Source organism: Qaidamihabitans albus (assembly GCF_016464705.1).
Classification (GTDB): Bacteria; Actinomycetota; Actinomycetes; order Mycobacteriales; family Pseudonocardiaceae; genus Qaidamihabitans; species Qaidamihabitans albus.
Window position 1 is genome coordinate 46,072 of the sequence record NZ_JAEHOB010000015.1, and the last position, 26,745, is coordinate 72,816.

General features: G+C 67.7%; 26 protein-coding genes, 1 tRNA gene and 3 pseudogenes. 18 read left to right on the top strand and 12 right to left on the bottom strand.

The genetic code is table 11. The features are described 5' to 3' along the window. Window positions 1-504 precede the first annotated feature (504 nt). Window positions 505-897 carry a transposase gene (locus JAP66_RS24615; RefSeq protein ID WP_307849706.1) on the bottom strand — a complete coding sequence of 131 codons (393 nt, stop codon included), beginning with the start codon at window positions 895-897 and terminating at the stop codon, window positions 505-507. A gap of 169 nt (window positions 898-1,066) precedes the next feature. Here JAP66_RS24615 and JAP66_RS24620 point away from each other — a divergent pair, with 169 nt between their 5' ends. After that, window positions 1,067-1,453, top strand: coding sequence for a RidA family protein (locus JAP66_RS24620; RefSeq protein ID WP_199434222.1), 387 nt, complete (start codon window positions 1,067-1,069; stop codon window positions 1,451-1,453). Window positions 1,454-2,233: 780 nt separating this feature from the next. Here the strand turns inward: JAP66_RS24620 and JAP66_RS24625 are convergent. Then, window positions 2,234-3,157: a LysR family transcriptional regulator gene (locus JAP66_RS24625; RefSeq protein ID WP_199434223.1), complete on the bottom strand. Its 924-nt coding sequence runs from the start codon at window positions 3,155-3,157 to the stop codon at window positions 2,234-2,236. 96 nt (window positions 3,158-3,253) lie between these two features. On the opposite strand from JAP66_RS24625, the gene JAP66_RS24630 reads away from it, so the two are divergent. The 13 genes from JAP66_RS24630 (at window position 3,254) to JAP66_RS24690 (ending at window position 15,758) form a co-directional block, all read left to right on the top strand. Further along, window positions 3,254-4,405, top strand: coding sequence for an LLM class flavin-dependent oxidoreductase (locus JAP66_RS24630; RefSeq protein WP_199434224.1), 1,152 nt, complete (start codon window positions 3,254-3,256; stop codon window positions 4,403-4,405). Then, a complete protein-coding gene (locus JAP66_RS24635; protein WP_199434225.1) occupies window positions 4,402-5,271 on the top strand; it encodes a fumarylacetoacetate hydrolase family protein in 870 nt (289 codons plus the stop codon). The genes JAP66_RS24630 and JAP66_RS24635 overlap by 4 nt, the downstream gene beginning before the upstream one ends. Further along, on the top strand, window positions 5,268-6,200 hold the full coding sequence (locus JAP66_RS24640) for an ornithine cyclodeaminase family protein (RefSeq protein ID WP_199434226.1): 933 nt from the start codon (window positions 5,268-5,270) through the stop codon (window positions 6,198-6,200). The genes JAP66_RS24635 and JAP66_RS24640 overlap by 4 nt, the downstream gene beginning before the upstream one ends. Then, complete coding sequence (gene dapA / locus JAP66_RS24645; protein ID WP_199434227.1) at window positions 6,197-7,171, top strand: 4-hydroxy-tetrahydrodipicolinate synthase; 975 nt, start codon at window positions 6,197-6,199, stop codon at window positions 7,169-7,171. The genes JAP66_RS24640 and dapA overlap by 4 nt, the downstream gene beginning before the upstream one ends. A gap of 123 nt (window positions 7,172-7,294) precedes the next feature. Beyond that, entirely contained in the window at window positions 7,295-8,506 is a 1,212-nt protein-coding gene (locus tag JAP66_RS24650) for a cytochrome P450 (RefSeq protein ID WP_199434228.1), read from the top strand. A gap of 7 nt (window positions 8,507-8,513) precedes the next feature. Then, the gene (locus JAP66_RS24655) at window positions 8,514-8,717 is read left to right on the top strand and encodes a ferredoxin (RefSeq protein ID WP_199434229.1); all 204 of its coding nucleotides are present in this window, start codon (window positions 8,514-8,516) and stop codon (window positions 8,715-8,717) included. Next, entirely contained in the window at window positions 8,714-9,913 is a 1,200-nt protein-coding gene (locus tag JAP66_RS24660; protein WP_199434230.1) for an NAD(P)/FAD-dependent oxidoreductase, read from the top strand. The genes JAP66_RS24655 and JAP66_RS24660 overlap by 4 nt, the downstream gene beginning before the upstream one ends. Window positions 9,914-10,379: 466 nt before the next feature. Then, entirely contained in the window at window positions 10,380-10,955 is a 576-nt protein-coding gene (locus JAP66_RS24665; RefSeq protein WP_199434231.1) for a flavin reductase family protein, read from the top strand. A gap of 11 nt (window positions 10,956-10,966) precedes the next feature. Continuing rightward, entirely contained in the window at window positions 10,967-12,559 is a 1,593-nt protein-coding gene (locus JAP66_RS24670) for an AMP-binding protein (RefSeq protein ID WP_199434327.1), read from the top strand. A 236-nt stretch (window positions 12,560-12,795) separates the two neighbouring features. Further along, window positions 12,796-13,701: a cupin domain-containing protein gene (locus JAP66_RS24675; RefSeq protein WP_307849707.1), complete on the top strand. Its 906-nt coding sequence runs from the start codon at window positions 12,796-12,798 to the stop codon at window positions 13,699-13,701. Window positions 13,702-13,945: 244 nt separating this feature from the next. Then, on the top strand, window positions 13,946-14,596 hold the full coding sequence (locus JAP66_RS24680; protein WP_199434233.1) for an aldehyde dehydrogenase family protein: 651 nt from the start codon (window positions 13,946-13,948) through the stop codon (window positions 14,594-14,596). Window positions 14,597-14,644: 48 nt separating this feature from the next. Next, window positions 14,645-15,076, top strand: a complete 432-nt coding sequence (locus JAP66_RS24685) for a hypothetical protein (RefSeq protein WP_199434234.1) — start codon at window positions 14,645-14,647, stop codon at window positions 15,074-15,076. Next, window positions 15,069-15,758, top strand: coding sequence for a hypothetical protein (locus JAP66_RS24690; RefSeq protein WP_199434235.1), 690 nt, complete (start codon window positions 15,069-15,071; stop codon window positions 15,756-15,758). The genes JAP66_RS24685 and JAP66_RS24690 overlap by 8 nt, the downstream gene beginning before the upstream one ends. Window positions 15,759-16,186: 428 nt before the next feature. Here the strand turns inward: JAP66_RS24690 and JAP66_RS24695 are convergent. Beyond that, a pseudogene (locus JAP66_RS24695) lies at window positions 16,187-17,020 on the bottom strand (IS5 family transposase). A gap of 40 nt (window positions 17,021-17,060) precedes the next feature. On the opposite strand from JAP66_RS24695, the gene JAP66_RS24700 reads away from it, so the two are divergent. Continuing rightward, window positions 17,061-17,450: a molybdopterin cofactor-binding domain-containing protein gene (locus JAP66_RS24700; protein ID WP_199434236.1), complete on the top strand. Its 390-nt coding sequence runs from the start codon at window positions 17,061-17,063 to the stop codon at window positions 17,448-17,450. A gap of 138 nt (window positions 17,451-17,588) precedes the next feature. Here JAP66_RS24700 and JAP66_RS24705 read toward each other — a convergent pair whose 3' ends face one another. Next, complete coding sequence (locus JAP66_RS24705) at window positions 17,589-18,749, bottom strand: Nramp family divalent metal transporter (protein WP_235999410.1); 1,161 nt, start codon at window positions 18,747-18,749, stop codon at window positions 17,589-17,591. A 187-nt stretch (window positions 18,750-18,936) separates the two neighbouring features. Continuing rightward, window positions 18,937-19,854, bottom strand: coding sequence for a dihydrodipicolinate synthase family protein (locus JAP66_RS24710; RefSeq protein WP_199434238.1), 918 nt, complete (start codon window positions 19,852-19,854; stop codon window positions 18,937-18,939). A 116-nt stretch (window positions 19,855-19,970) separates the two neighbouring features. Here JAP66_RS24710 and JAP66_RS24715 point away from each other — a divergent pair, with 116 nt between their 5' ends. Beyond that, window positions 19,971-20,951, top strand: a complete 981-nt coding sequence (locus JAP66_RS24715; protein ID WP_199434239.1) for a LacI family DNA-binding transcriptional regulator — start codon at window positions 19,971-19,973, stop codon at window positions 20,949-20,951. Here the strand turns inward: JAP66_RS24715 and JAP66_RS33315 are convergent. Beyond that, a pseudogene (locus JAP66_RS33315) lies at window positions 20,891-21,090 on the bottom strand (FAD-binding oxidoreductase); the annotation flags it as partial. The gene JAP66_RS24715 and the pseudogene JAP66_RS33315 sit on opposite strands and share 61 nt — an antisense overlap. Window positions 21,091-21,176: 86 nt before the next feature. Between JAP66_RS33315 and JAP66_RS24720 the strand changes: the two are divergent. After that, a complete protein-coding gene (locus JAP66_RS24720) occupies window positions 21,177-21,476 on the top strand; it encodes a transposase (protein WP_199434240.1) in 300 nt (99 codons plus the stop codon). On the opposite strand, the gene JAP66_RS24725 is transcribed toward JAP66_RS24720, so the two are convergent. After that, on the bottom strand, window positions 21,473-21,793 hold the full coding sequence (locus JAP66_RS24725) for a hypothetical protein (RefSeq protein ID WP_199434241.1): 321 nt from the start codon (window positions 21,791-21,793) through the stop codon (window positions 21,473-21,475). The genes JAP66_RS24720 and JAP66_RS24725 overlap by 4 nt on opposite strands. A 1,042-nt stretch (window positions 21,794-22,835) precedes the next feature. On the opposite strand from JAP66_RS24725, the pseudogene JAP66_RS33320 reads away from it, so the two are divergent. Beyond that, window positions 22,836-23,711, top strand: a pseudogene (locus JAP66_RS33320) (tyrosine-type recombinase/integrase); the annotation flags it as partial. 398 nt (window positions 23,712-24,109) lie between these two features. Here JAP66_RS33320 and JAP66_RS24740 read toward each other — a convergent pair. The 5 genes from JAP66_RS24740 to JAP66_RS24760 form a co-directional block, all read right to left on the bottom strand. Then, window positions 24,110-24,182: transfer RNA gene (locus tag JAP66_RS24740), tRNA-Ala, on the bottom strand. Between the two features lie 74 nt (window positions 24,183-24,256). Further along, window positions 24,257-24,787, bottom strand: a complete 531-nt coding sequence (locus JAP66_RS24745) for a YbaB/EbfC family nucleoid-associated protein (RefSeq protein ID WP_199434242.1) — start codon at window positions 24,785-24,787, stop codon at window positions 24,257-24,259. Then, window positions 24,784-25,179 (bottom strand): YbaB/EbfC family nucleoid-associated protein, encoded by a 396-nt coding sequence (locus JAP66_RS24750; protein WP_199434243.1) that lies wholly within the window; start codon window positions 25,177-25,179, stop codon window positions 24,784-24,786. Before JAP66_RS24750 ends, JAP66_RS24745 begins: the two co-directional genes overlap by 4 nt. Window positions 25,180-25,189: 10 nt before the next feature. Continuing rightward, on the bottom strand, window positions 25,190-26,308 hold the full coding sequence (locus tag JAP66_RS24755) for a C40 family peptidase (protein ID WP_199434244.1): 1,119 nt from the start codon (window positions 26,306-26,308) through the stop codon (window positions 25,190-25,192). Further along, entirely contained in the window at window positions 26,305-26,646 is a 342-nt protein-coding gene (locus JAP66_RS24760) for a hypothetical protein (RefSeq protein ID WP_199434245.1), read from the bottom strand. The genes JAP66_RS24755 and JAP66_RS24760 overlap by 4 nt, the downstream gene beginning before the upstream one ends. Between the last annotated feature and the right edge of the window lie 99 nt (window positions 26,647-26,745).

Genomic DNA, 26,745 nt, shown 5'->3' on the forward strand with positions numbered 1-26,745 from the left:
CGGCAAGCGTCACTGCCCCCGGCTGCCACATCCGCGCGCGCCCGCTGCCAGCAGTCCAACCTGAGGCCGATCCCGCCGCCGACCAGGCGCGCCGTCGTCAACGCGATCGCACGGACCTGCTCGACCTGGTCCAGCTCAACATCGACACCGTCCACCGTCATGCGCAGGCAGATCTGGTGCTGCATCGGCATGAACGCCACGCCGGGGCATCAGGTGTAACCGAGACCAGGATCGGGCGTGCGCGGCGCCGCAGCGGTTGGTATCGGTCGTCGTGGTGTGCGCGGGTGTCGGGCCGGTCGCTGGGTCGGCGAACACGAACGGGCCTCCGTGCCGGGTGCTGCGCCTCGGGTGCCGGGTCGCCGGGGTAGTGCGGGGAAGGCCAGCACCCGACTGAGTGCAGTCGCACCAGCTGCCGGATCGGGAGATCGGCCAGCAGGAACGTCAGATGGGGACCGTCGAAGCCACTGTCACCGATGATCCAGATCTCCGAGGCAACCTCGGGGATCATCTGGGGTTGGCGCCGGCCGCGTGCGTAGGTGTGGCAGGACCGTCGATCGGGGCTGGGGTTCGCGTCCGATCGTAGCCAGTGGCTGACGTCGATGGCCAGCATGGTCCGGCCGCCGCCGAGCAAGGAATCGACTGGCGGACAAGAACATTGCCGAACATGCTGATGTCGATCTCGCCCTGGTTCAGACTGTCGTAAAGACTGCCATGGCCGCGCCGGTGTTCAGCCTCCAATGTCAGGTCGACCAGCGAAGTGACCGGCCCGTCGGCGCGCAGTGCCGCATCGGTCAGCTCGAACAACGCGTCCGCCCGCGCGGTCAGGCACTGGTGAAACTTACGTGGCGGAACCGGGACAACTCCCCAGCGCAACAGCGGCGCTGAGGTGGTGCACACTTATCACCGAAGCCTTGGTGCGATCTTCCGCCCGTCGGAAGAAGTAATGATCAACCAACGGTTTCCATCCATGATTAACTGGGTCTATCTCGGCGACCCGGACCTTTAACGCTCAAGCCTAGCGCTACTTCCTCCCGATTTGCTCGCCGTCGGTGCGCTATAGTTGGGGATGGTTTCATTCACGTGTTTTAACCCGTCCGATGTCCCAGAGCCTGTCGGTGGCTACTCCCAATCGGTGTCGGTGGCCGGTGCCTCCAGGTTGCTGTTCATCAGTGGGCAGATTCCAGAAACCGACACTGGCGCTATCCCGGAAGAGTTCGCCGAGCAATGCCGACTCGCCTGGACCAATGTCCTGGCGAACCTACGCGCGGCCGGGTTCAATGTCGACGATCTGGTCAAGGTAACGACGTATCTCACCGACCGTGCCTACGCCGAGCAGAACCGTGCCGTTCGGAGGGCGGTTCTCGGCGACGCCCAGCCATCATCGACGGTTGTCGTTGTCGGAACACTTGATCCGCGGTGGCTACTGGAGATAGAGGCCATCGCCGTGCGTTAGTGGCACCTAAATAGCTTTCGGTAATGGAGTGAGTCGCCGACGGTGATTTGCGTTGTGGGGTAGGACAGTCGTGGTGTGCCGGATCCATCACGATGCCCTGCTGGGCGTGAACCTGATCGGGATGCCAAACATGTCAACTGCTCGCCGCAACTTCAAGGCGTTGCGGGGAGGCCGCCTGTAAGCGCGCCGTCAGCATGGTAAGCGTGCTACGCTTGTACCAGGCGCAGTACTTGCGCACCTAGTGACCGACACCGGACTCGTTTAGGTGAGCTGAAAGGTTTCCTCCACGTCTCAGCGTTATCCAACGACTCGGACCAGTCCAGCGATCGGGCCGGGATGGGTGCTGTGGCAGACGTAGTAGGCCAGGTCGGTGGCGTTGCTGATCGAGCGGTGCACCAGCAGCGGGTGCCGGCCTGACAGCCAGGCGATCGACTGGATTGTCAACGGCCAGTTGATTCTCCCCGTAGGCTGCCAGCATTTCCCCGCAGGTGGCCAGCGGTTTCTCCCCAGCGGTCGTCAGATATTCCCCGCCGTGGGTTGTGGGTCTGCGGGATGAACGTATTCGCTGGCTCCCGGTCTGCTTCGATGCGGATCTGTCGACGCCGGGTGGCGGCGTAGTCGCGCACCATCCCGTACGACACCACCCCGCCGGTGTCGTGCTCGGAGACCTGCCAAAGCCAGCCACGTACTACAAAACCACGAACCAGCTGAAGGATGAAAAGGGCTCCCTACTCCCCTCATTTCGAGCCCGCTCTATCACCAACGATCATGGGTACCAGGTCAATCGGGGTTAGATACCGTTCTCGTCGCCGCGATGTTTCGAAGTTTCTCGATGGCGGCTTCCTGAAGTGGGGAGAAGTGCTTGCTCGGTCGGTGAAACAGGCCAATTCCTTCGGCCAGCTTCGCGTCGCCGATCGAGACGCTCCTCAGTCGACCCGCGTTGACGTCGTCGGCGATGACGTAGGACGGGGCCAAGCAGACCCAGTTGTTGGCCGCGACCGCCCTCTTCATCGCCTCGGCGTGGCCGAGGCGCATGACGTAGCTCAGCTCGCCGACGTCGTAGGTGCGGAGCTGGTCGCTCAGCATGCGGTCGAACGCGACGCCTGCGGGCACGCCCACGAGCGGTAGCGCGATGAGCTCGGCGAGCCCGACCGTGTCCCCGTCCGGTGGACCGTTCGGTGCGGCGGCGAGAACGAGCTGCTCCTCCCAGAGCTTCTCCGCTTGTAGCGGAGCAGGTTCGAGCTCGTCGAACCATGTGGCGACGGCGAAGTCCGCTTCACCGAGCGTGACAGTGCGCAGTGCTGCGGCGGGCTCGCTTATGTGGACGGTGATGTCGGCTCCGGTGCGCTCACGGCGCAGTTCGCTGAGCAACGGAGGAACGAGGTACGTGCCGATGGCCATGCTGGTGGCGGCCACGAGTGATCCGGCGGCGCCCGCTCTCAGGTTTTCGATGTCACGGCGGACTTGCGTGCTGCCGGCGAGCACGTCTGAGGCCCACGAATAGAACCGATGGCCGGCTTCGGTCAGCACAAGATGCCGACCTTCCCGCACGAACAGGGTCGCATCGAGGGCCTTCTCCAGCGTCCGCAGCTGCGCTGACACCCACGGTTGCGCCACCCGGAGACGTTCGGCGGCGCGCGTTACGCCGCCCTCCTCGACCACGGTGCAGAAGAGATGAAGGCGACGTAGCTGCAACTGAAGCATACGAGGAATCGTATCGAACTATCCCAACATTCGTAATGGTGTTATGTGATGCGGCTCTCTAGCGTGGTCGACACACCACGGACAAGGAGGTCTGCGATGAACCCGCTGTTCGGCGACAACGCCCTCAAACTCGGGCTGTTCTGCACTAACGGCACTGGTGCGTCTCAAACGCTGGTGCCGGAGGCGCACGAGACGGCATGGAGCATGTCGTTGCGGACTGCTCAGGCAGCCGATCGCGCGGGGTTCGAGGCCGTTGTACCGTTCGCCCGCTGGAAGGGGTACCCGGAGAACCGGCCCGAGCATCGCTCCGGCCGCGTGTTGGACCCGTTCACGTGGGCCGCAGGTATCGCCGCGGTCACCGAGAGGATCGGCGTGTTCGCCACCTCGCATGCGCCGACCTTGCACCCGATTGTCGCCGCGAAGCAGGCCGCGACCGTGGATCACATCTCCGGTGGGCGGTTCGCGTTGAACGTGGTGGGTGGTTGGAATCGGCCGGAACTGGAGATGTTCGGGGCTCCGCTGCGGGAGCATGACGAGCGTTACGACCACCTCGCCGAGTGGCTGCAGGTGATCCGCAAGCTGTGGACCGAAACCGACGAGTTCGACTTCCACGGTCGCTTCTTCGACGTCGTGGGCGGCGTGTCCCAGCCGAAACCGGTCCAGTCCGCGGTCCCGATCATGAATGCCGGTGGTTCCTCGCGGGGCATGCGGTTCGCCGCAGAGCACGCCGATTTGTGTTTCGTGATTGTGCATTCCGACGACGAGAACGAGATCCGCGATCAGATCCAGGGTTACAAGCAGATGGCCCGGGAGGAGTTCGGCCGCGAGGTTCGTGTGTGGACCCACACCGTGGTCGTCCAGCGAGAGACGCAGGCTGAAGCAGACGCCTACTTCCGGCGGTTCTCCGTCGAGTACGAGGACGCCGAGAGCGTCGACGCCTGGATGCGACTGCAAGGCGCCAACACCGAGCTGATGTCCCCCGAGGTCATGCAAGCCATGCGCCAGCGCTTCGCGGCGGGCGCCGGCGGGTTCCCGTTGGTCGGCACCGCGGACACGATCGCCGATCGGCTCGAGACGCTCAGCCGGGCAGGCATCGAGGGGGCTCTTCTGACCTGGGTGGACTACGACACCGGGATTGCCGATTTCACCCGGGACGTGCTGCCGCTGCTCGAGAAGTCCGGGCTCCGCGCACCGCCTGGACCGGTCGCGCAGGCCGGCGCCGTCCCGGAGCGGGCGGTGACCGGATGAGAATCGCCCGTTTTCGCACCTCCTCCGGGGAAACCGGCTTCGGCGTCGTCGAGGACCACCGCGTCGTTCGGCTGGACCACCGAATCGCCTCGTTCGAGTCGGTGCTCGCCGAACCGCCGTCGATCCGCGACGACGACCCCTCGGTCTCGGTCGACGACCTGCTGTGGGAGCCCCCGTTCGGGGACAACGCGAAGATCGTGTGCGTCGGGTTCAACTACGCGACCCACGCATCGGAGTCGGAACGCTCACCGGTCGAGGCCCCGGACCGCCCCACCCTGTTCACCCGCTTCGTCGACTCGTTCGTCGGCGCCGGGACGCCCGTCGTGCGGCCGGCTCTCGACGACTCGCTCGACTGGGAAGGCGAGGCAGCGCTGGTGATCGGCGCGCCGGGCCGCCGGATCGCTCCGGAGGACGCCTGGGACCACATCGCCGGTGTCACCTGTGTCGCCGAGAACAGCGTCCGGTCCTGGCAGTTGCACTCCACCCAGGCCACCGCGGGCAAGAACTGGCATCACAGCGGGGCCGTCGGCCCGTGGATCACGACCGCCGACGAGATCGGCACCGGACCGTTGCGGGTCACCACCCGGCTCAACGGGCGGACGGTGCAGGACGACACGACCGACAGGCTCACCTTCGGATTCGCCGAGCTGGTCGCCTACATCAGCGCCCTCACGCCGTTGCGGGCGGGCGATCTGATCGCCACCGGCACGCCGAAGGGCATCGGTTACCGGATGGACCCGCCGCGGTTCCTGCGGCCGGGCGACGAGGTCGAGGTGGAGGTCTCCGGAGTCGGGACCCTGCGGCACGGCGTGGTCGACGAGAAACCGGCCCCCCACGCACGCGAGACGGTGGAGGCGACCCGATGAACCTGTGGACAGAGGACGACGTGCGTTCGCGGCTGACCCTTTCCGAGGTGATCGGCTCGCTGGAGGCGGTGTTGTCCCACGAGGCCGCCGGCTCCGCCTGGAACCTGGACAAGACGATGACGACCTGGCCGCACGGCGAGGGCCGCGGCAGCGCGCACGCTCTCGGTGCGCTCGACCGCGAGGCCGACCTGGCGATCTTCAAGACCTGGGTCAACACCCCCGCCGGCGCAAGCGCGCTGATGACCATGTTCACCGCCGGCGACGGCGCCACTCTCGGCGTCGCCGAGGCAGGCGCGGCCGGCGCGTTTCGAACCGCGGCGATCGCCGGGGTGGCGACGCGCTGGCTGGCGGCCCCGGACGCCGACGAGCTCGCCGTGCTGGGGGCGGGGCGCCAGGCGTTGCGTCAGGTCGAGGCGATCGCCGCGGTACGCCCGCTGCGTCGTGTCCGGCTGTGGAACCGCACCGCGGACCGGGCACACGCGCTGGCCGAGCAGGTCCAGGACCGACTGGGCATCGCCACGGCCGTCACCGACACGGTCGAGGAAGTGACTCGCGACGTCCGCATCGTCACCCTGATCACTCGCGCCCAGGAGCCCTTCCTCCGGCTGGAGCACCTCGCGTCCGGTGCCCATTTGAATGCGGTGGGAGCGATTCTGCCTTCGCACGCCGAGTTCGACCCCGGCTTACTCGAAGAGTCCGCGCTGACCGTCGTGGACAGCGAGGCCAATGCGAGGCGCGGATCGCGCGAACTGCGCGAACACTTCGGGACCGTCGACTCCGACGGCTGGGGGACGCTACGCAGCCTCTGCGACGTCGTCGCCGGGAAAGCGGAACGGCCTTCCAGCCCCCGCTGCACGGTGTTCAAGGGAATGGGGATGGGCTTGTCCGACCTGGCGGTCGCCCGCCTGCTCGTTGGAGGCCGGTCGTGAGGTTCCGCAATGACCCGGCCCGGATCCGGGGCTCGATCGCCCCGGTCATCACTCCGTTCACCGACGACGGGGCCCTCGACCTCGCCTCACTGCGTGGGCTGGTGCGCTGGCAGCTCACCTCGGGCTCGCACGGCGTGTCCATCGGCGGCTCCACTGGTGAGCCGTCCGCCCAGACGGTCGCGGAGCGGATCGAGGCGATCCGCGCCGTCGCCGACGAGATCGGCGACGCCGTTCCGTTCCTGCCCGGCACCGGCTCGGCGAAGCTCGACGAGACCCTCGAGATCACCGCCGCTGCGCGCGACGCCGGGGCCGACGCCGCACTGGTGATCACGCCCTACTACGCCCGCCCGACCCAGGAGGCGCTCTACCAGTGGTATCGCACGGTCGCTGAGGAGTTCCCCGACCTGCCGATCGTGGTCTACAACGTGCCGTCCCGAACGGCCGTGGACCTTGCCCCGGAGACCATGGCCCGGCTGTTCGCCGACTACGACAACGTGGTCGGGATCAAAGAGACCACCAAGGATTTCGAGCACTTCTCGCGCGTACTGCACCTGTGCGGGCGCGAACTGATGGTCTGGTCGGGAATAGAGCTGCTCGGCCTACCGCTGCTGGCCCTCGGCGGCGCCGGCTTCGTCTCCGCGGTGTCGAACCTGGCTCCCTGGGCGGTCGCGCGCATGTACGAGACCTGGGACGCGGGCGACCACGAGGCCGCCCGCGAGCTCCACTACGCCCTGCACCCGTTGGTGGACCTGCTGTTCGTCGAGACCAACCCGGCCCCGGCGAAATGGGTCCTGCATCAACAGGAACGCCTGACGTCGGCGCACGTGCGCGCCCCTCTCCTGCCACTCGGCGACCACAGTAAACCGCGGGTTCGCGCACTGCTCGACCAGGGCGCAGCGGTCCTCAGCGGCACCCCTGGCGCTACGCCCTCCACCAAGCAACCCACCGTGCTGCGGGAGCCCGCGCCATGACCGCCGACACCGACGGACCCGGTACGCCGGCATGGGCGAGTCCGCACCGCACGACTGACCCGCCGACCAGCACCCACACCTCACCCCTCCACCATCCCCGACCTCGTCGTGACGGGAGATCCGATGCCACCGATCAGCAACGACGCTGCCACCGTCGACCTCGACCCCTACTCCCCGGACCTGACCGAGCCCGGAGTTTGGGACGTTTACGAAACCGCCCGCGCCGCAGGCCCGGCCGCGTGGTCCGAGCGGCGCGGCGGGTTTTGGGTCGTGACCAACTTCGACGACGTCCGCGCGGCGTTGCGGGACCCGCAGACGTTCTCCTCGGCCTCCGGGCACCGGATCCCGACCGACGGCAACCAGCGGGCGATACCGATCGACTTCGACCCGCCGCTGCACACCGCCTACCGGCGGCTGATGACCGAGGCGCTGTCCCCGGCACGGGTGCGCGAGATGAAGCCCTTCCTCGAACGCACCATCGCCGACCTCGTCGATCGGTTCGTCGAGGCCGGCGGCGGGGACTTCGTCCGCGACGTCGCACTGCCACTGCCGCTGGTCGTACTCACCGAACTCGTCGGTTTCGACACGGAGACAGTCCAGAAATTTCGTGAGGTCACCGAGCAGATGTGGGCGGGACTGGCCGCCGATGAGGAAGAGGTCGACTTCACCGGCGCCCGAGCCCGCATCTACGACCTGATGCGGGCGGAGATCGCCGAACACCGCGCCAGCGGCCGGGAGGATTTCGTCACCGATCTGCTCGACGCCGAGGTCGACGGACGCCCGCTCAGCGAGGACGAGATGATCAGCATCCTCGCCACCTTCGCCGTCGCCGGGCACGAGACCACGATGAACTCGGCGAGCACCCTTGTGCACCTGCTCGTCGCCGAGCCCGACCACCAGGACCGCTTGCGCGCGAACCCCGACCTGGCGCCGCGCTACGTCGAAGAGATGCTGCGTCACCGCAGCCCTGCCCAGAACTTCGCGCGCCGGACGACCTGTCCGGTCACCGTGGGAGGACAGGACATCGCCGAGGGCGACGCGGTCCTGCTGTCCCTCGCCGCAGCCAACCGCGACCCCGGCCGTTTCCCCGATCCGGACCGTTTCGACCCGGACCGGGACGCCCGCGGCCATCTCGGGTTCGGGTGGGGCATACACCAATGCCTGGGTGCCGCCTTGGCGCGCTCGGAACTGGCCATCCTGCTCTGGCGCCTCTGCGCGCACCCGCCGCTCGCAGCGGCCGGCGAAGTGCGCTGGAGCGGCCTGCAGGGCGGCAACCACCTCGGCCCCACAACGCTGCCGGTCCGGTTCGGTCCGGCCTGTTCGGAGAAAGGATAGCCCGACGATGAGCTACCGCGTGGACATCGACAGAACTTTGTGCAATGGCTACGGCAACTGCGTCGTCGCCGCCCCTGAGGTATTCGACCTCGACACCGAGACCAACATCGCCTTCGTCCAGCCCGGCCATCGGGCGGACGACGATGGCCCGGCACTGCGCGAAGCCGAGGCGGACTGCCCAGTCGGGGCCATCGCGCTCACAAGAACATGAACTCCGCGAACACCCCCGTGGTCGTGGTCGGAGCCTCGGTCGCCGGCATGCGTGTCGCACAGGCACTGCGTTCGCGCGGGTACGACCGGCCTGTCGTACTGATCGATCGGGAGAACGGCACACCTTACGACAAGCCAGCGCTGTCGAAGGCCGTGCTCACCTCGCCGGAGACCAACCCACCTGCCCTGTTAGACGAGGTTGGTCTACGTGCTTTGGACGTCGACCTCCGCGCGGGGACGACCGTCACCGGACTCGACCCGACCGCCCGGCACCTGGTGACCTCGGATGGAGAGCGCATCGCTTTCGGCCCGCTGGTCATCGCCACCGGGTCGGCACCCCGTCGGGCGCGTCCCCTCGACCGGTTCGGTGGCGTGCACTACCTGCGCACATGGGCAGAGGCGGAGGCGATCCGATCGGCCTTCGCGTCACGGCCCCGGGTGGTCGTCGTCGGTGGCGGGTTCATCGGCGGGGAGGTCGCCTCCAGTGCGCGCCAACTGGGTCTGGACGTGACCATCGTCGAAGCGGGGCCCCGGCTCCTCGGACGTCTCATGCCGTCCGAGGTCGCCAAACAAGTAGCTCAGATGCACGGCGAGCACTCAGTGCGGGTGGTGTGCGGACGTTCCGTCGTCGGGGGATACGGAACAACCGAGATCGAAGCGTTGGAACTGGACGACGGCACCCGGTTACCCGCCGATCTCGTGATCGTCGGCATCGGCACGACACCCGTCACGACCTGGCTCGAAGACGCCGGGCTGTCGACAACCGAGGGAGTCCGCTGCGACTCGGAACTTGCCGTTCACGGTCTCCGGAGTGCATGGGCCGTCGGCGACGTCGCCGCCTGGACAGACGCGGCCACCGGTCGCGTACGACGCACCGAGCACTGGACGACAGCTCGCGAGCAGGCTTCCTACGCTGCGAACGCCATTGTTGATCCGGCACCGCAAAGACCGTTCCGGACAACCGGCTACGTCTGGTCCGACCAACACGGCGTTCGTATTCAACACGTCGGAGAAGCCGACGCAACAACCACGACGCGGAGCCAGCCGGCCGGCGGGGACGAACGCGGGTGGCTGTTCGTGCACCACCGCGGAGACGACGTAGTCGGAGCAACAGCGTTCAACGCCCCGCGCGAGCTCTTGGAGATCCGCCGTCGTCTCGCCGACACACGAAATGAAGCGCAGGAGGTAGCACAGTGAGCAATCCGCCACTCACGACGGCAGTGATCACAGCCGGTGATCCACCTGCCGCGGACTTCGCCGCCCGATTCACCACGACCCTCACGGCAGCCCGACCGACCCACATGATGCCAGTGGCCGCATGTACCGACCTCGACGCCGTGGCCCGTGAAGTCGATATTCTTGTAGTGGCCACGACAGTGCGCGACGGCAGGTTGCCGTCGACCCTGACCCGGTTGCTGGAGCAGCGACGCGGTACTCGATCGTTGGACACCTTGGCGTTCGCTCTCTGTGTGGCCGAACCGTCCGACCACGTGGTCGTGGAACGGCAGCTGAAACCCGCACTCGTCGCCGCCGGTCTCGTCTGTCCGACCCCGGGGCTGACCCTGCCACCTCGCCAAGACCCCGGCCCAGCCATCGCCTCCGTCTGCCGCTATTGGAGATACGCCGTGTCCAGCATGGTGCAACGGTCTCGGCAGGTCGCATCATGACGGCGGAAATCCTCGACCGCGACGCTCTGCGCACCGTGTTCGGCGCCTGCCCGTCGAGTGTTGTCGCGGTATGCGGAATGTTCTCGGGCGAACGCGTTGGCATGGCAATGAGCACCTTCGTTCCGGTGTCGTTGAGTCCTCCATTGGTGGCCGTCTGTGTCCAACACGATTCCCGGACCTGGCCGGTCCTTCGACAGGTACCGGTTCTGGGACTGAGTGTGTTGGAGGTCAACCACGAAAGCGTCGCGCGCTCCCTCGCCGGCCCAATCGCGGATCGGTTCAGCGAGATCGCGACGTCGGCCACCGGTACGGCGGTGCACATCGATGACAGCGTCGCCCAGATGACCTGCTCGATCGACAACGAGACCGTCGTCGGTGATCACGTGCTCGTCGTGCTTCGAGTGCGCAGCGCGCACTCGTCCGTCGACCCGAATCCGCTGGTGTTCCACCGCAGCGGCTTTACCGGCGTCGCGTCGCCGAGCTGGCGGCACTCGCAGCGCTCACCCGAGCCCCGTGCAACCGGCGATGGATTTCCGGCGAGCGTCCATTCCGGCCAGGAGGAGTGCTCGTGAACAGCTCGTCGATGTGCTTCGAACCCCTCACCCCCACCGCGTTCCTCGACCGGGCTGCGGCCGCGCACGCGGACCGCACCGCCGTGGTGGACGGGCCCGCCCGGTTCACCTACGCCGAACTGCACGAGCGCTGCGCGCGCCTCGCCGGTGCACTCGCGACCCGGGCACGAGGCCGTCCGGTCGCAATCCTCGCGCCGAACGTTCACGAGATGCTGGAGGCGCACTTCGGCATCCCGTGGGCCGGGGCGCCGCTCGTCACGATCAACACTCGGCTCTCGGGCAACGAGATCCGCTACATCCTCGGGCACTGCCGTGCCTCGGTGCTCGTGTACGACCCGCTGTTCGACGAAGTCGTCGACGCCGCGGTGACCGGCCTCGCCGACCCGCCGGAACGCATCCGCATCGGTGAGCAGTACGAGACCCTGCTCGACGCTGCCGAGCCGACCACCCGTGCCGTGGACGACGAGACGACATTGCTCTCGATCAACTACACCTCGGGCACGACCGGCCGGCCGAAGGGAGTGATGTACCACCATCGGGGGGCCTACCTGCAAGCCCTGGCGATGGTCGCGCACACCGGGTTGTCGCCGAGCGCGGTACACCTGTGGACACTGCCAATGTTCCACTGCAACGGCTGGTGCTTCCCGTGGGCGGTCTCCGCTGCCGCCGCCACCCACGTGTGCCTGCCACGCGTCGAGCCGACGCTCGTCTGGGAGCTGATCCGGCGGGAGGGTGTGACGCACCTCGAGGGTGCCCCGACCGTGCTGTCCATGCTCGGGCACGCACCCGAAGCGGAGCCACTGCCGCACACCGTGCACCTGGCGACCGGGGGCGCGCCGCCCTCGCCGGCGATCCTGCGACGGATGACCGGACTCGGGTTCGACGTCACCCACCTCTACGGACTCACCGAGACCTACGGCCCCGCGATGATCTGCGAGTGGCGCCCCGAGTGGAACGACTGCGACGAGCTGACGAGAGCCACGCTGTCCGCCCGGCAGGGCGTCGGGAATCTGATCGCCTGCACTCCCCGCGTGCTGACCGACGACGGCCGTGACGTCCCTGCCGACGGCACCACCGTCGGGCAGATCACGCTGCGCGGCAACAATCTCATGCTCGGTTACCTCGACGCCCCCGAGAGCACCGCCGCCGCGGCTCCCGACGGCTGGTTCCGGACCGGCGACCTCGGCGTCCGGCATCCAGACGGGTACGTGGAACTGCGCGACCGGAGCAAGGACGTGATCATCTCCGGCGGCGAGAACATCGCCTCCGTCGAGGTGGAGCAGGTCATCGCCGAGCACCCCGCCGTGCTCGAGGTCGCGGTTGTCGCTGCTCCCGACGACCGGTGGGGCGAGGTTCCGGCGGCCTTCGTCACGTTGCAACCGTCGGCTACCGCAACGGAGGCCGAGATCATCGAACACGTTCGGGCGCGAATCGCGCGCTACAAGGCCCCGAAGTCAGTCGTCTTCGGCCCCTTGCCCAAGACCTCTACGGGAAAAATCAAGAAATACGTGCTGCGCGACGAGCAACGGACGGGCTGGCAGCGCACGTCAAATGGACCTGCCCGGTCCGATTCGGACGAATCAAAGGAGGAGGAAACCGCATGACTGTTGCCAACGTGTCCCACATCAGCCTCGGTTCGGGCGCCGGCGCCGTCGAGACGTCAGGAGAGGGCCCCACGTTGCCCACCCCGTGGGCACCGCTGAAGATCACCGCTGCGGAAATTCAGGAGACCATCGAGCGGCTGGCGCGGGGACCTGCTCCCGCCAACGGTCGACGTTCGGCGGTGCTGGTACACCCCGAGTCAGCCACCGGCCGGAGCTTCGCGCCCGGAGTTGAGGTCGTGATCGAGGTGCTGCTGCCGGGCGAACGGACGACGCCGTTGCGCCGCAACTCGAGTCTCGTTCAGATCGGCATCGAAGGCTCCGGGACTGTCCAGGTCGCGGACACGTCGCTGAAGCTGGACGACCGCGACGTGGTTACCGTGCCTTCGATGAAGCCGCACCGGTTCGTGAACACCGGCGAGCAACGGTGGGTGCGGCTGGCGTACTCCAATGCTCCGTTGCTCGCGTTCCTTGGAACCCACTTCTGGGAGGAACTCGACGAGGACTGGCTCCCCGGCGTGCCGGTCGACGGACCAATCGACATGGACGAGGTCACCGACATCGCCGATCTTGGGACCGCGCCCGACCACGAGGTCTCACCGACCGGGGCACGACTGCGCGGCTACGAGTACCTGGTCGACATCGAGCCGGTCCCGAACCGTCCGCTGCACTGGCCCTACGAAACGATCGCAGGTCTGATGTCGCAGACCCTCGGCGATGGCAAGCGCACGATCATGGCGCTATACAACCCGGCCACCGAACGCAAGCAAGGTGCTACCGGCACCTTCTTCGTGACGCTTTCCCGAATCCCGCAGGGAGTCAGGCAGCGTCCCGAGGGACCCGGCCACCGGCACAGCTCGGTCGCCATCAACTACCACGTCGAAGGGACCGGCTACTCGATCGTCGATGGGCAGCGGATCGACTTCGCGCCCGGGGATCTGCTGCTCTCAGCCCCCTCTTGGCGCGAACACGCGCACTATCCAAGCGAGACCGGCCTGACTGTCTACACGGTCCAGGACCACCCGCAACACATCGGTATGGAGTCACTGATTTGGCAGGAGGATCTCAACGGCCCCATTTTCGCGCTCGGACTCGAGAAGGGCCAGACCGGCTACGTCGCCCCGCGGAACTGGGACGACGAGTGAACGGTGCCCGCCGTTCGTGCGACGGGCACCAGTGAGCGATGAAGTGTGCATTTGCGGCAGTTGGCTCACCGAAGTCCGTTCACGCCGAAGGCCCGATGCCGGCTTGCGACGTGTGAACGGAGTCACCCGGCACTGCCGCACTTGCCACTGCTGTTCGATCTGTAGACCACCAGGCCCTTTTCTCGTATCGCGAATCGGGTCTGGGCAACGAGCGCTCTCCACCACACGAAAATGATGTGAGACCATGAGCATCCCGACAGAGCTCTACATCGACGGCCGCTGGATCCCCGGCTCCACCGGGCGGCGGTTCGACGTCGAGAACCCTGCCACCCGCACCGTGCTCGCCACCGTCGCCGACGGTGAAATCGCCGACGGCAGGGCGGCGGCTCACGCTGCGGAGCGCGCCGCCGACGACTGGCGCGACACCGCACCGCGCGAGCGCGCCGAGCTCCTACGCGCGATGTACGCCGAGACCATCGCACGGACCGATGAGATCGCCGAACTCATCGTCGCCGAGAACGGCAAACCGATGTCCGACGCCCGTGCCGAGGTGACCTACGCCGCTGAGTTCTTCCGCTGGTACAGCGAGGAAGCGGTCCGGCTTCCCGGCTTCCTAACCAGCTCGCCCAGCGGGACACGGCGGATCATGGAAATATCACAGCCGATCGGCGTATCGCTGCTTCTGACCCCGTGGAACCTTCCGGCCGCCATGATCACCCGCAAGATCGCTCCCGCGTTGGCGGCCGGCTGCACCACGATCGTCAAGCCCTCCTGGCAGACCCCGCTGACCGCCTTGGTGGGTGTTCGGGGACGGCGGGCTTGGACAGAGAGGGCAGCCGGAATGACGGTCGCGGGTAAGGGCCCCTGGGCGAACATCGTCACCTTCGGCCAGTAGTGACACCCCCGGGTTTACAAACGACCGGGCTTCCGGCACGATGCTCATATGGATTGTAACCCCGGGGGTGACGCGGCGTGGGACGCGGTGCTCGCCCACCGCCCAGCCGAGGTGCGTGCCGATGTGGCTGATCGTTTCGTCGAGAACGGCATTACGCCTACCGGCGTGGCGGCGGTGCTGGCGGATATGGGCGACGGTTTGCACGCCGCGGCGGCAACAGGGGACGAGCACTGGGCGGAGCGGTTTGGGGGGCCACTTGCTGTGGCCTTGCTGGCCGCCGAGGTCAGTGCATTGGCCGCTCACCTGAACTCACGCGCCTCCGCGGTGCGGGCCATTGCCGTGGGCGGTCTGCTCGACGACTTCAGCGCTGTGACCATCGCGGCGCGGCTGGGAGTCTCGCGGCAGAAGGTCTACGACATCGCCCGCGGCAGTGCGATCGGACCCTTCATCGAACATGCCCTAGGAGGCAGCCGTGCGTGAACTTACCGAGCTCGTCGATCTGCCCGATGTGGACAAACAGCCGCTGGTGCATCCGTTGGACCTGCAAGAAGCCCGTCGGCCGTTCCGACGGGCACAATTCATCGCCGCGTTGACGAACCCCGCGGTGGGACTGTGCCTTGCCGGGATCATCTGGTTCGCTAGCGGTAGTGTCCTTCCTCCCCTGGTCGCGGCCGTTGCGATCACCGGCTTCGGTGCTCTGGCGAGTCACCTCGCCCGCGAAGAGGCTTGGGCGTTCATCCCCCGGAAGCGTCAGGATCGGCACCGCGCTCTGCCCCTGATCTGGGATCTCGGGGGCGCGGTGGTGCTCGCCGCAGTACTCGCGGTGGCGCTGGTCCTGATGGTCGTCCGCCTGTCGCAGCCGGACGTGTCCACAGAGATACGCCAATTCACCTTCGGGATGGGAGTCGGAACGGGCCTGCTCATGATCGGTGACGCGATCACCAGACTGCTGCGCAAGCAAGGCAGAAGGGCTCTGCTCGCGCTGCCAGGGCTGCTCGCCGTCGCAGGCTCGCTCGCAGCCGCCGACATCACACTGTCCGGCACCCTCCACCCGACGACCTCGCCAACCGTGGCACTGGGCCTGGTCACCATGCTCGGAATCGGCGTCGCTGTCGGCGCGTGGAAGTACTTCGAATATCGACACCGGGCACCCGCACACTGAGCACCCGTGTCGTTGTCGCCACCAGCCCGACACGTAACGCCATGCGCTCGGCCTGTGCTGGTGGGCTCCTAAGCCGGGAGGCGTGGCAATGCCGTTCGAGCAGCGGGTGACCGAGACGTTCGTGGCGTCGACGGCAACCCGGGCAGGGTCTTGACCGCCTACCCACCTTCGGAGCGGGATGCCACTGCACAGCCTCTTCACTTCCACCCCGTGCCGGTGTAGTGCCTGCGGGCAGGGTCCTGAGTCCACTTTGGTCTTACTCGGGACCACATCTTGGCTGCACCGCCTGCTTTGCCATCGCACCCGTGCCCGCTCGGGAACTGGGTGCGAGGTTGGTCCGGGGAGACGATCGTCGTGCAATGTTCCGGGGCGTGCGTACGTTTCTTGCTATGTGGTGGGCCGCCTGCCGGCGGCCTGTGCGCCTGTTCCTAAACGGGTCTGGTGAGGCGTCGGCTGAGGATACGGATCATGCTCCATCGGACGATGGCGTCGTGGTGTTCAGGGAGGCGTTGGTAGTCGCGGGCGCAGCGTCGGTGTCGGGTGATCCAGGCGAGGGTGCGTTCAACCACCCAGCGTCGGGGTAAGGACCTGGAAACCGGTGGTGTAGTCGGAGCGTTTGACGATCTCGATGGTGAGTTTGAGGCTGTCGGCGGCCCAGGTGGCGAGCTTGCCGGCGTAGCCGCCGTGGCGTATTCGCCGTAACGAGGCCGCCAGGCGCTTCAGCAGGGCGCGTCCGGCGTCGCGGTCCTGCACCGACGCGGTGTGACGGCCACGCACAGCAGCAGGCCGAGCGTGTCGGTGACGATGTGGCGTTTACGGCCGTTGATCTTCTTGCCTGCGTCGTAGCCACGACTGGGCATTGCGACGGTTTCGGGGGCCTTGACCGACTGGGAATCGATGATCCCGGCCGACGGGTTGACCGCGCGCCCGTCGCGCAGCCGTGCCCGATCGCGCAGCACGTCCAGCATGGCGCTGGTGACACCGGCCTTTTCCCAGGCTGCGAAGTAGTTATAGACGGTCGACCAGGGCGGAAAGTCCGCGGGTAGCGCCCGCCATTTGATGCCGTTGTCGACCACGTAGAAGATCGCGTCCACGATCGCGCGGCGACAATGCGCCTCGCGGCGCCCGCCCTTGCCCGGCAGCCAGGCTGGGTTCGGCAGCAGTGGATCGATCGGCGCCCACTGCGCATCCGTGGAGTCCTAAGGATAGCGGCGAGACCGTGGCCCATGACCGCGGCGGTCGGGATCGTCAGCGTCGGTCACACCGGCCACGCGTCGTCCTGCTGCGGCCGCTCGAAACCGGTTGACCGGCGAGCCCCGAGTCAGCCGCTTCACCACCGTCGTCGACGTCGGGCAGGTGATCAGTGCACGGACGGCCCGCAGCCAGCTGGTGGGTGGCATCGTCTGGGGCATCGGCGCCGCACTGCTCGAGACCAACCCGATCGAGGAGGACACCGGGCGCCTCGCCGCCGCGACCCTCGCCGATTACCTCGTCGCCGTCAACGCCGACATCCCCCCGATCGACGTCAGCTGGATCGACTACCCGGACAACGCCTTCAGCTCCACGGGAGCCCGCGGCTTGGGCGAACTCACCGCCGTGGGAAGCTCGGCCGCCGTCGGCAACGCCGTCTTCAACGCCACCGGCATCCGGATCCGGGACCTGCCGATCACACTCGACAAACTCCTCACATGAACCGCGGCCTCACAGGCCGGTCCGGGGGACCTCGGCCCGGGCGCCCGCATCGGTGCTGTATGGATCACGGTGCCAGCGAAGGGACAAACGGCCACCCCGCACGACGGCGGCACCGGCGGCTTGCGAGCTTGGCTCGGCTCAGAAGCTGGTGATCAGGCGGTAGCAGGTGGCAAGGATCGCCAGGAGGCCGATGGCCGAGATGGCGTTCTGCCACCAGCGGTTGCGCAGCTCGCCCATCAGGTTGCGGTTGTTGCCGAGGATCACCAGCAGGATACCGAGCAGGGGCGCGACCACGACGGTGAACGCCTGCGCGGTGATGATCAGCTGTACGGGGGAGCCGCCAGCGACGGCGGCGACGATCGCGCCGAAGGCGAGCACGCCGAGGATTCCGGCGCGCACCCGGGTCGAGGACAGCTGGTTGCCCCAGCCGAGGCCGTCGGACAGCAGGGTGCCGCCGGCGGTGGCGTTGGCGATCATCGACGAGAACGCGGCACCGAAGAAGCCGAGCGCGAAGATGATCCGGCCCGCGTCGCCCGCGACAGGGTCGAGGACACCGGCCAACTGGGCAAGGCCGGCGCTCTCCTCGCCGCCGAGGACCGCGGCGGCCGCGACGATGACCAACGCAGTCATCACGCCAGGCGCAACGATGCCCGGGATGGTGTCGGCCAGCGTGGTCTGCCGGTACTGGTCGCGCCGCAGCCCGCGCTCGCGGGAGGCGTAGCCGGTGTAGAAGGCGGCGTTGATCGAGAAGTTTGTCCCGACCAGCGCCACCAGAAGCAGCCCGGTGCCCTCGGGGATCGTCGGCACCAAACCCGCGGCCGCGTCACCCCAGCTGGGCCTGCTGAGCACCGCCGTGACGACGAAGCACACCGCCATCGTGGCCACGATCGTGAGCAGCACCTTCTCGAGAACGCCGTAGCGGCCGCGGCTGAGCAGCACGACCGCGACCACGGCGGTGCACGCGAGCGTCCACCACACCGGCGAGCCGCCTAGCACCAGAGAAAGGCCGAGCCCGGCCCCGACGGCGTTGCCCACCGCGAACATCAGCGTGATCGCGAAGACGCCGAGCCCGGCGGCCGTGCCGACCGGACGGCCGAGGGTCTGCTTGACGGTCTCGACGACCGAGCCCCGGGACACGATCGCGATGCGCACGCTCATGTCGGTGAACATGATCATCAGCGCGGTCGAGACCACGATGACCCAGATCAGGGCATAGCCGAAGCTACTGCCCGCCTGGACGGCCGAGGTCAGGTTGCCGGGGCCGAACTGCCAGGCCCCGGCGATGAACGCGGGACCCATCAGCGTGAGCGCCCGGAGGAACCGGAACTTGCGTACTGGGCGCGGAGAGGGCGTGGACGGGGATCCAGCACCCGTAGATCGGGGAGTTGGCACTGCGTCGGGCATGTCCATCATTCCTCGCCCTCCACGCGGGGCGTGGAGTTCGTCGGGACTTCATTGTCACCGGCCGGAGCTCCTCCGGAGCGGCTCAGATCAGTTCGGCGCGCTTGAGCGCCAGCGCGATCTCTTCCTCGGCCTCGGCCGACAGCTCGATCAGCGGAGACCGCACGGTCGCCGACAGCAGGACGCCGCGGGCCTTGAGGCCGAGCTTCAACGCCACCGTGCCCTCCATGTGCGAACCGCGGTGATACACGGCCTTCGTCACGGGCAACAGCCGGTCGTGCACCGCCCTGGCCGCCGAATAGTCGCGCGCCTTGCCCGCGGCGATGAGCTCGAGCAGCGCCTCCGGAGCGAGACCGCCGTAGCCGACGAGCGCACCGTCGACGTCGAACATGGTGTGCAGCAGGTACTCGTCATGGCAGGTCAGGATCTGCAGCTCCGGGTGCTCGGCCCGAAGCACGGGGATCTCGGTGTCCCACCGGCGCATGTTGCGCACCCCGTTCTTGGTCGCGAACACGCCGGGCTGCGCGGCGATCTCCAGCTGCGTAGGCAGGTCGTAACTGGCTTTCGTGACGTCGGGATACTGGAACAGGATCAGCGGCAGCCCGGATTCCTCGTGGATCGCCCGGTAACGGTCCTGCGGCGCGCCCGGCTGGAAGCCGAACCGCAGCCAGCCGTGCGACGGATACACCAGACCCGCGGCCGCGCCCGCCTCCACCGCACGCACCGCCTCGGCGGCGGCGACCGCCGTGCCCTCGCCGGTGATACCGGCGATGATCGGCACCGCGCCATCGACCGCCTCGACCAGCGTGCGGGTCACCGCGACCTGCTCGTCCTGGGTCAGGAACGTGCCCTCACCGGCGTGGCCAAGGCACACCAGGCCCTTGACACCGTCGAACCCGGCCAGCCACTTCCCGTAGCCGGCCAGCGCTGGGTGGTCCACCGCGCCATCTGGGGTGAAAGGGGTGACCGGCGCCGGGACCAGCCCGCGGAGATCGAGAGACATACGTAGAGCCCTTCTGGTGTGGAACGATTGCGGGAACGTTCCCAACGATGAGCGATGTGAGCCGCGCCGTCAATACCCGCCCCTGTCCGATCAACGCTGCCGGTAACCTCGGACCGGTGGTGACCATCGTGGACGTGGCCCGAACCGCCGGGGTCAGCAAGTCGACGGTCTCGCGTGTCCTCGACGAACGACTGCCCCGCTCCAACAGCCCGACCGCTGAACGCGTCCGCCGCGTCGCCGCCGAACTCGGGTACGTCCGCAACCCCCTCGCCTCCGGACTGCGCCGCACCGGCACCAGCACCATCGGCGTCGTCGTCCCCCGGCTCACCGACACCGTCATGGCAGTCCTGTACGAACAGCTCGCCGACGCCGCGGCCCACCGGGGCCTGTTCGCACTTGTCGCCACCACCCAGGACGAGCCCGACGCCGAACATGTCGCCGTCGAGAAGCTCTTGCAACGCCGTGTCGATGGCCTCGTCCTCAGTACGGCGCGGCTCGGCACGCCGACCCGCGCACGCGTGCCCTACGCGCTAGCACTTCGTACCGACGGCATCAGCGCCGCTTCCGTCGGCGACGACCGACTCGGCGGGTACCTCGCCACCCGCCACCTGCTCGACCTCGGCCACGAACGCATCGGACTGGTCAGCGGCCCTGCCTACGCCTCCAGTGCCCAAGGCCGCCGCGACGGCTACCAACAGGCACTCACCGAGTCCGGCATTCCCCTCGACGAATCCCTCATTACCGGCGACTCATTCTCGATGGAGTCCGGTGAGACGGCCGCCCGCGCGCTCCTCGACAGGTCCGACCGCCCCACCGCCATCTTCGCCGTCAACGACAACACCGCCATCGGCGTCATGGCCACCGCCCACGCACTCGGCCTCCACGTGCCCGACGACCTCTCCGTCGTCGGCTACAACGACATCCCCGTCGTCAGCAAACTCCCCGTACCACTCACCACCGTGCGTGTCCCCTTCGAGCACATCGCCCGCGGAGCACTCGACCTCCTCGCCGAGCACGACACCGGCGAGGCACCCCGCACACTCGTCACGACGCCGACCCTCATTCCCCGCGGCACCACCACCCGCCGCGCCCGGTGACCACCGCCTCTGTCGAACCCGGCGACGAGCGTGGCCGGCGCCTTCGGCAAGGGCGCAACACCAGAGTGGCCTCGGTAATGACGCCCGAAGTTCCTTCACTTCCGATGAACAGCTTCGTCAGGTCGTAGCCCGCGCCGCCTCACCGACCTCATCCTCACCCACCCTGATCGCCCGACCGACGTCCAACGGCACCTACGCGACGAACTCGCTGCCGCCTGCCCCGAGATGATCGATCTCGCCGACACGGTCCGCGGCTTCGCGGACCTGCTCACACCCAGCCCAGGCAACGTCACACGGCTAAGGGAGCGGCTGACGACCGTACGCAGCTTTGATCTGCCCTGCCTGCACTCCGTCACCCGCAGACTGGAGAAAGACGCCAGCGCCGCGACCGCCAGGCTCGCCCAGCCCTACAGCAGCAGGCCCACCGAAGGCCACATCAACCCCATCAAAATGATCAAGCGACAGATGCACGACTCCGAGCAGGACTCGACCTCCTCCGCAAACGGGTTTCTCCATACCAGCTAAAACAACGTCACAAGATCAGCGACAGAGCCGATGCCCTGACACTCCCCCGCCCGGAACTCGAGGTGCTCGCCGTCGGTGGTGCGTTTGAGTTCGATGACGACGGGCTTACCCTCGCGGTCGACGCCCAGCAGGTCAATACCCCGCCGTGCGCCAGCGAACTCGGCGAACTCTTCGCTGACGATAAGGACGTCCTTGGTCACGGCATCGATCTGCGCGCAGCAGTCGTTGCAGATCGGCGCCTTCAAGGACTTGCCCTGCGGCGAACGTTGATGACGGAACGGCCTCGAGCGTGTCGACAGCCAACTCAAAAGCGGCATGCCAGCCAGCTTGGTTGGCGAACCGAGAAGACCGAAGCACGGCGGTGTCCCAGCTGCTCCGGAAGCCCTCTCAGAATGCCCAGACTAGGACCCAGCTACCCCTGGCGAATGGCCGAAGCGGCTGTCGTGAGCGCAACGTAGCCGACCAGGTAGTCGTACCAACAGCGGGCGTCACGACGCCTGCTCGACAATCTCTAGTCGTGGCCGAAGCTCAGTCTTAGACTTCGGACTAGCGAGCGTAAGACCCCTGCTCAGTTCACGCCGGAGCTTTCTCGTCTCGTCCACGGTCAGCCTCAAGCCTTCGCCGACCGGGCCTTGCATTATGTCCGGTTCGATCACGATTGCCGGCTCCACTCACCGTGGTCATAGAGCCCAGATCCATCCTTACGCTGGTGGTAGTAGTACGGATCGAGCAGAGCTGGGCGGAATTCCCACAGAAGGTGTGAGTAGTGCATCCGATCAACTGGGTGATCGTTTTCTTTATGCTCGGAGCAACACCACGGCGGACACGACACCGCGGAATTGTCCTTCAACCATGCGGCAGGTTGAGACTTACATTCGCTTGTAGACATACCGGATCCTTTCCTCATTTCGCTGACAACGCGAGGGATAACCGGAAGGCTTGTCGCTACTCTTGCAACAAAGGCAGATTCGTCGAATTGTAAGATCGACTCAATATAAGCGTCCGTAGTTCACTCATTACGGTGAAGGTTCACGGATTCGGCGCCAACCGCACCTAGATCCGATTTCTTGCCCGCCAGCTATTTAACACCCAAAGTAATTTGGCACTTACGGAACTGCGATGCCAGATTTGATACAATGCGCCTCGCTTGCCCCGTACCGCCCTTTGGGAGTTGCCATCAACCGAGCCAGGGCGCATCACGGACTCCGTCAGCATCCGCGTGGTTTGGAGGTCGTCATGGCATGGGTCGAGCGATCAGGACAACATTCCTGGCGGGTTCGCTACCGGCAGACCGCGGGCGGCACGAGTTCAGTGGGCGGATTCCGCAGCGCCGAGGACGCCCACGCCTACCTTTCCGACATGGCCACCGATCGGCGGCGCGGTGCATGGATCGACCCCGCCGCCAGTCGGACGACCCTCGCCGAGTGGGTCCAGCGCTGGCTGCCCGCCCTCGACCTGGACGAACGCACGATCGAGAGCTACCGCAGCAAACTGCGCTGCCACATCCTGCCCCACTTCGGCACGACAGCGCTCGGCGCCATCAGCACCCTCGATGTCACCCTCTGGACCAAAACACTCGCCCAGCGCTACGCCCCCTCCACCATCGCAGGCCTGCTCAACCTGCTGTCGATGATCCTCACCGACGCCGCCGACCAACGACTCATCTCCACCAACCCAATCCACAAACACCGCCGCCGCGGACGACGCTACCGCCACATCCGCCCCGAACGGGTCTGGGCCACACCGCAACAGGTCGTCGGCGTCGCCGACCAAGCAGCCATGCTCGGAGGCCGCGTGGCCTACCTGCTCATCATCACCGCCGCCTGGACCGGCCGCCGCTGGGGCGAACTCACCGGCCTGCACCGCAGCCAACTCGACCTCGACCACGGCATCCTCACCATCCACCCGTTCCTCGGAGCACTGCACGAGTCCGCACGCCAACGCTGGCTCGGCCCACCCAAGACACCCGCCGCCGCCCGCCACATCACCCTGCCACCATTCCTGACCCACCTACTACGCGAACACCTCAACCAACACCCGTACGAGTTCGTGTTCACCACCCCGTCGGGCACCTGGCTATGGCGCTCCACCTTCATCCGGCGCGTCTTCCGACCCGCCAACGACGGCACCCACCCCGGACTCCATCCCATCCGCAGCGGCCTGACCTTCCACGGGCTGCGCCACAGCCACAAAACCTGGCTCATCGCCGACCAGATCCCCGAAATCGCCCAAGCCCGCCGACTCGGGCACCGCCTCGACAACTGCATCGTCGAGACCTACAGCCATGTCGCCCCCGAAGTCGAACACCGACTCCTCACCGCCCTCGAAGGCCGCTGGCACACTGCCACTCATCACGACCCGCCACCGGAGCCCACCCCTGACGACGGACCGCTGGCCCCGGTTGTCCCCCTCTTCGCCGGTATGCGGGACAACACCCGCCCACACCGCAACGTCGAGCGCCAGCAACGAAAGCACCGGTATACACAGTCCACACGCCACCGGCCGCTGCCCCACAAACGCCCCACATGGGGCACGTACACGGCATTCCCCCGGATCACCCAAGATCACCCCAGGGCACAGGAAAACCCCTCCGACCAGCCGAAACGGCTTCATCGAAGGGGTTCACTACGCTGTGGAGCTAAGGGGACTCGAACCCCTGACCCCCTCACTGCCAGTGAGGTGCGCTACCAGCTGCGCCATAGCCCCGGGCGCGGAGTGAACTCCGCATCGCGTGGCCATCACTCTACCCGACAGGCCCGTCGGGTTTGTAGCGGGGTGGGTCAGCGGTCGGAGCGCAGCGTGGCCGGGTCGAACGAGTCGAGGTCGTGGTCCTCCTCGGCGGGCTCGCGCGGGGTGGCGGCGGGCGTGTGGCTGCCCGCGGCCTCCAGCCTCTCCTCCCGCCTGCGCTGGAACTCCTCCACCGTGAGGCCCGGATCGTCGTCCGGGTTCCGGGCGGGTGCCGGCATGCCGGACAGCTGCTCGATCAGGTACGTCATCTCCTCGCCGAGCAGGAGTGCCACCTGGTTGTAGCTGTTCTGCGTGGCCTCCCGCATCGCGACCTGCGTGACCTCGACGACGAGCGAGCCGAGCCGCTCGGGTCCCCAGTTCACCGCGGTCGGCGCGAGCCACAGCCTCAGCAGCCTGCCCCGCGCGTCGACGGTCACCTCCATCGTGTCGTCGACATCGTGAGCGGTGCCGGCCGCCTTCGCCATCAGGCTGTCGACCTGCGCGAGCGCGTCCTGGCGTTCCCGCGCCTGCTCGATCAGCCGCCGCGTGCTGCGCTCGACGGGTACCTGCTCGACCACGGTCATCTCCCCCCGTGCCCGGGCAGTGGCGCCTCGTCCTCGTCGTCATCAGGCAACGGCTCGTAGCCGAGCCTGGCCAGGTGTTTCTCGCCGTCCTTGCCGAGCACCGGCGACAGCGAGCCGTACATCCGGTCCCCGGCGCGGCGGGTCGCCCGCTCCGCCAGCTCCATGATCTGCTGCGCGACGGCCTCGGAGCCGCCACGCAACGCGGCGTGCGTCAGCCGCACGTCGGTGAGCAGGCCGCCGGGCGCCACCTCCACGCTGATCGCGCCGTTCGCCGACTCCGCGCGACCCGCGACGCTGCCCGCCCGCTCGAACCGCTCCCGCGCACGCTCGGCCGTCCGGTCCGCCTGCTCGCCGGCCCGGGCCACCTCCCGGTCGACGTCGAACTCCGCCACGTGCGATCTCCTATCCCGTCGGCCGGTAGAAGCCGATGAACTCCTGGCCCGCGTTCGTCGTCCGGATCGGGCCGATCTGCACCGGGTCACCGGCCTCGATCATCTGCCCGTCGCCGACCACCATCGCCACGTGCCCGGACCACACCACCAGGTCGCCGGGCAGGAGCTGGTCTATCGAGGGCACCTCGGCGCCGACGGTCTGGGTGTTCGCGATCCGCGGGATCTCCAGGCCGGCCTCGCCGTAGGAGGTCATGGTCAGGCCGCTGCAGTCGAGCCCGACCCCACGGGAGGTGCCACCCCAGACATACGGCACGCCGAGCTGGGAGATGGCGGCGCGCACGGCCTTCGCCGCCGTCTCGTTGGGCGCCTCCACCGTCTGGCCGTTCGGCAGGTTGACCTTGACACCGGTTCCCGGCTGCGGCGGGATGGCCACCGGCAGGCGCGGTTTCGTGACGGTCCCGCCACCACCGCCGTAGCCACCGCCGGACGAGCCGCTGCCGCCCCCTCCGCCGCCTGTGCCCTGGCTGTTGAACGACGAGGCGACGTGCGTGTCACCCGCGGCGCTGGCGCTGGTGGACTGGCCGCCGCCGAGCCGCCCGGCGATACCGGTCAGCGTGCCCAGCGTCTGGGCGCTCGTGTCGGCCGCCTGACCGGTGAGCTCGGCGATGCGCCGCTGCAGCGCCACCATCAGCTCCCGCACCGCTGCCTGGCCGCCCGCGGGCACCGGCGGCGTCATCCGCGCCGCGGCGACGGCGTTCATCGTCGAGGTGATCTCGCGGATGATCTCCTCGCGGATCCGGTCGTTCTCGACCTGGCCGACCTTGAGCGCCTCGGCGGCGTCCGCGACCGCCGTCTCGATCTGGTGGCTCTCCTCCAGCAGCGCCCGGATCTCCTGTTCAAGGCTCTCCGACGTGCTCGTTGCGGTGTCGGTCGCGTGCCCCGACGACCGCGCGGCCAGCGCCAGCCGCTGGTCACCGGCCGTGGTGCCGACACCGTCGAGGGACGTCCGCAGCGCCGACTGCCCACCCACCGCGCCGTCGATGGCGGCGTCGTCGGTCCGCATCTTGTCGGCGAAGCGGTTCGGCAGGTCGAGGCCGGATCGCAGCACCCGCTCCGTCTCGACGCTCATCTCAGGCCCTCACCCAGCCTGCCGATGGCCGCCTGCTGCTCCGCCTCGACGGCGTCGTAGTTGGCGCTGGTGCGCCGGGCCGCGTCGCCCATCTGCTGCCAGTTGCCGCCGAGCCGGCCGATGCGCTCCTGCAGGCTCCGCATCCGGCTCGCGTAGGCACCGGTGAACCCGGCCTCGGACCCCATCGCCGAGAAGCCGTCGCCTGCGAGATCGGTGTGCGGCGCGACGTGTCTGCCACCCGCGCCGCGTACCTCCTCGCCCGTGGGATCGATCGCCCTGGCGTAGCTGTCGTACGCCCCCTCCTCGACCCGGAAACCCTGGTGTGGTGTCGCGTTCACGTGCCCTCCTCGTACCTGGAGTGCGACGTCGCGACCCGGCGACCGGTCCCCATGAGCACCCCGGGTCAGCGTAGAGCACGGAACGTGCGCCGGCGGGTG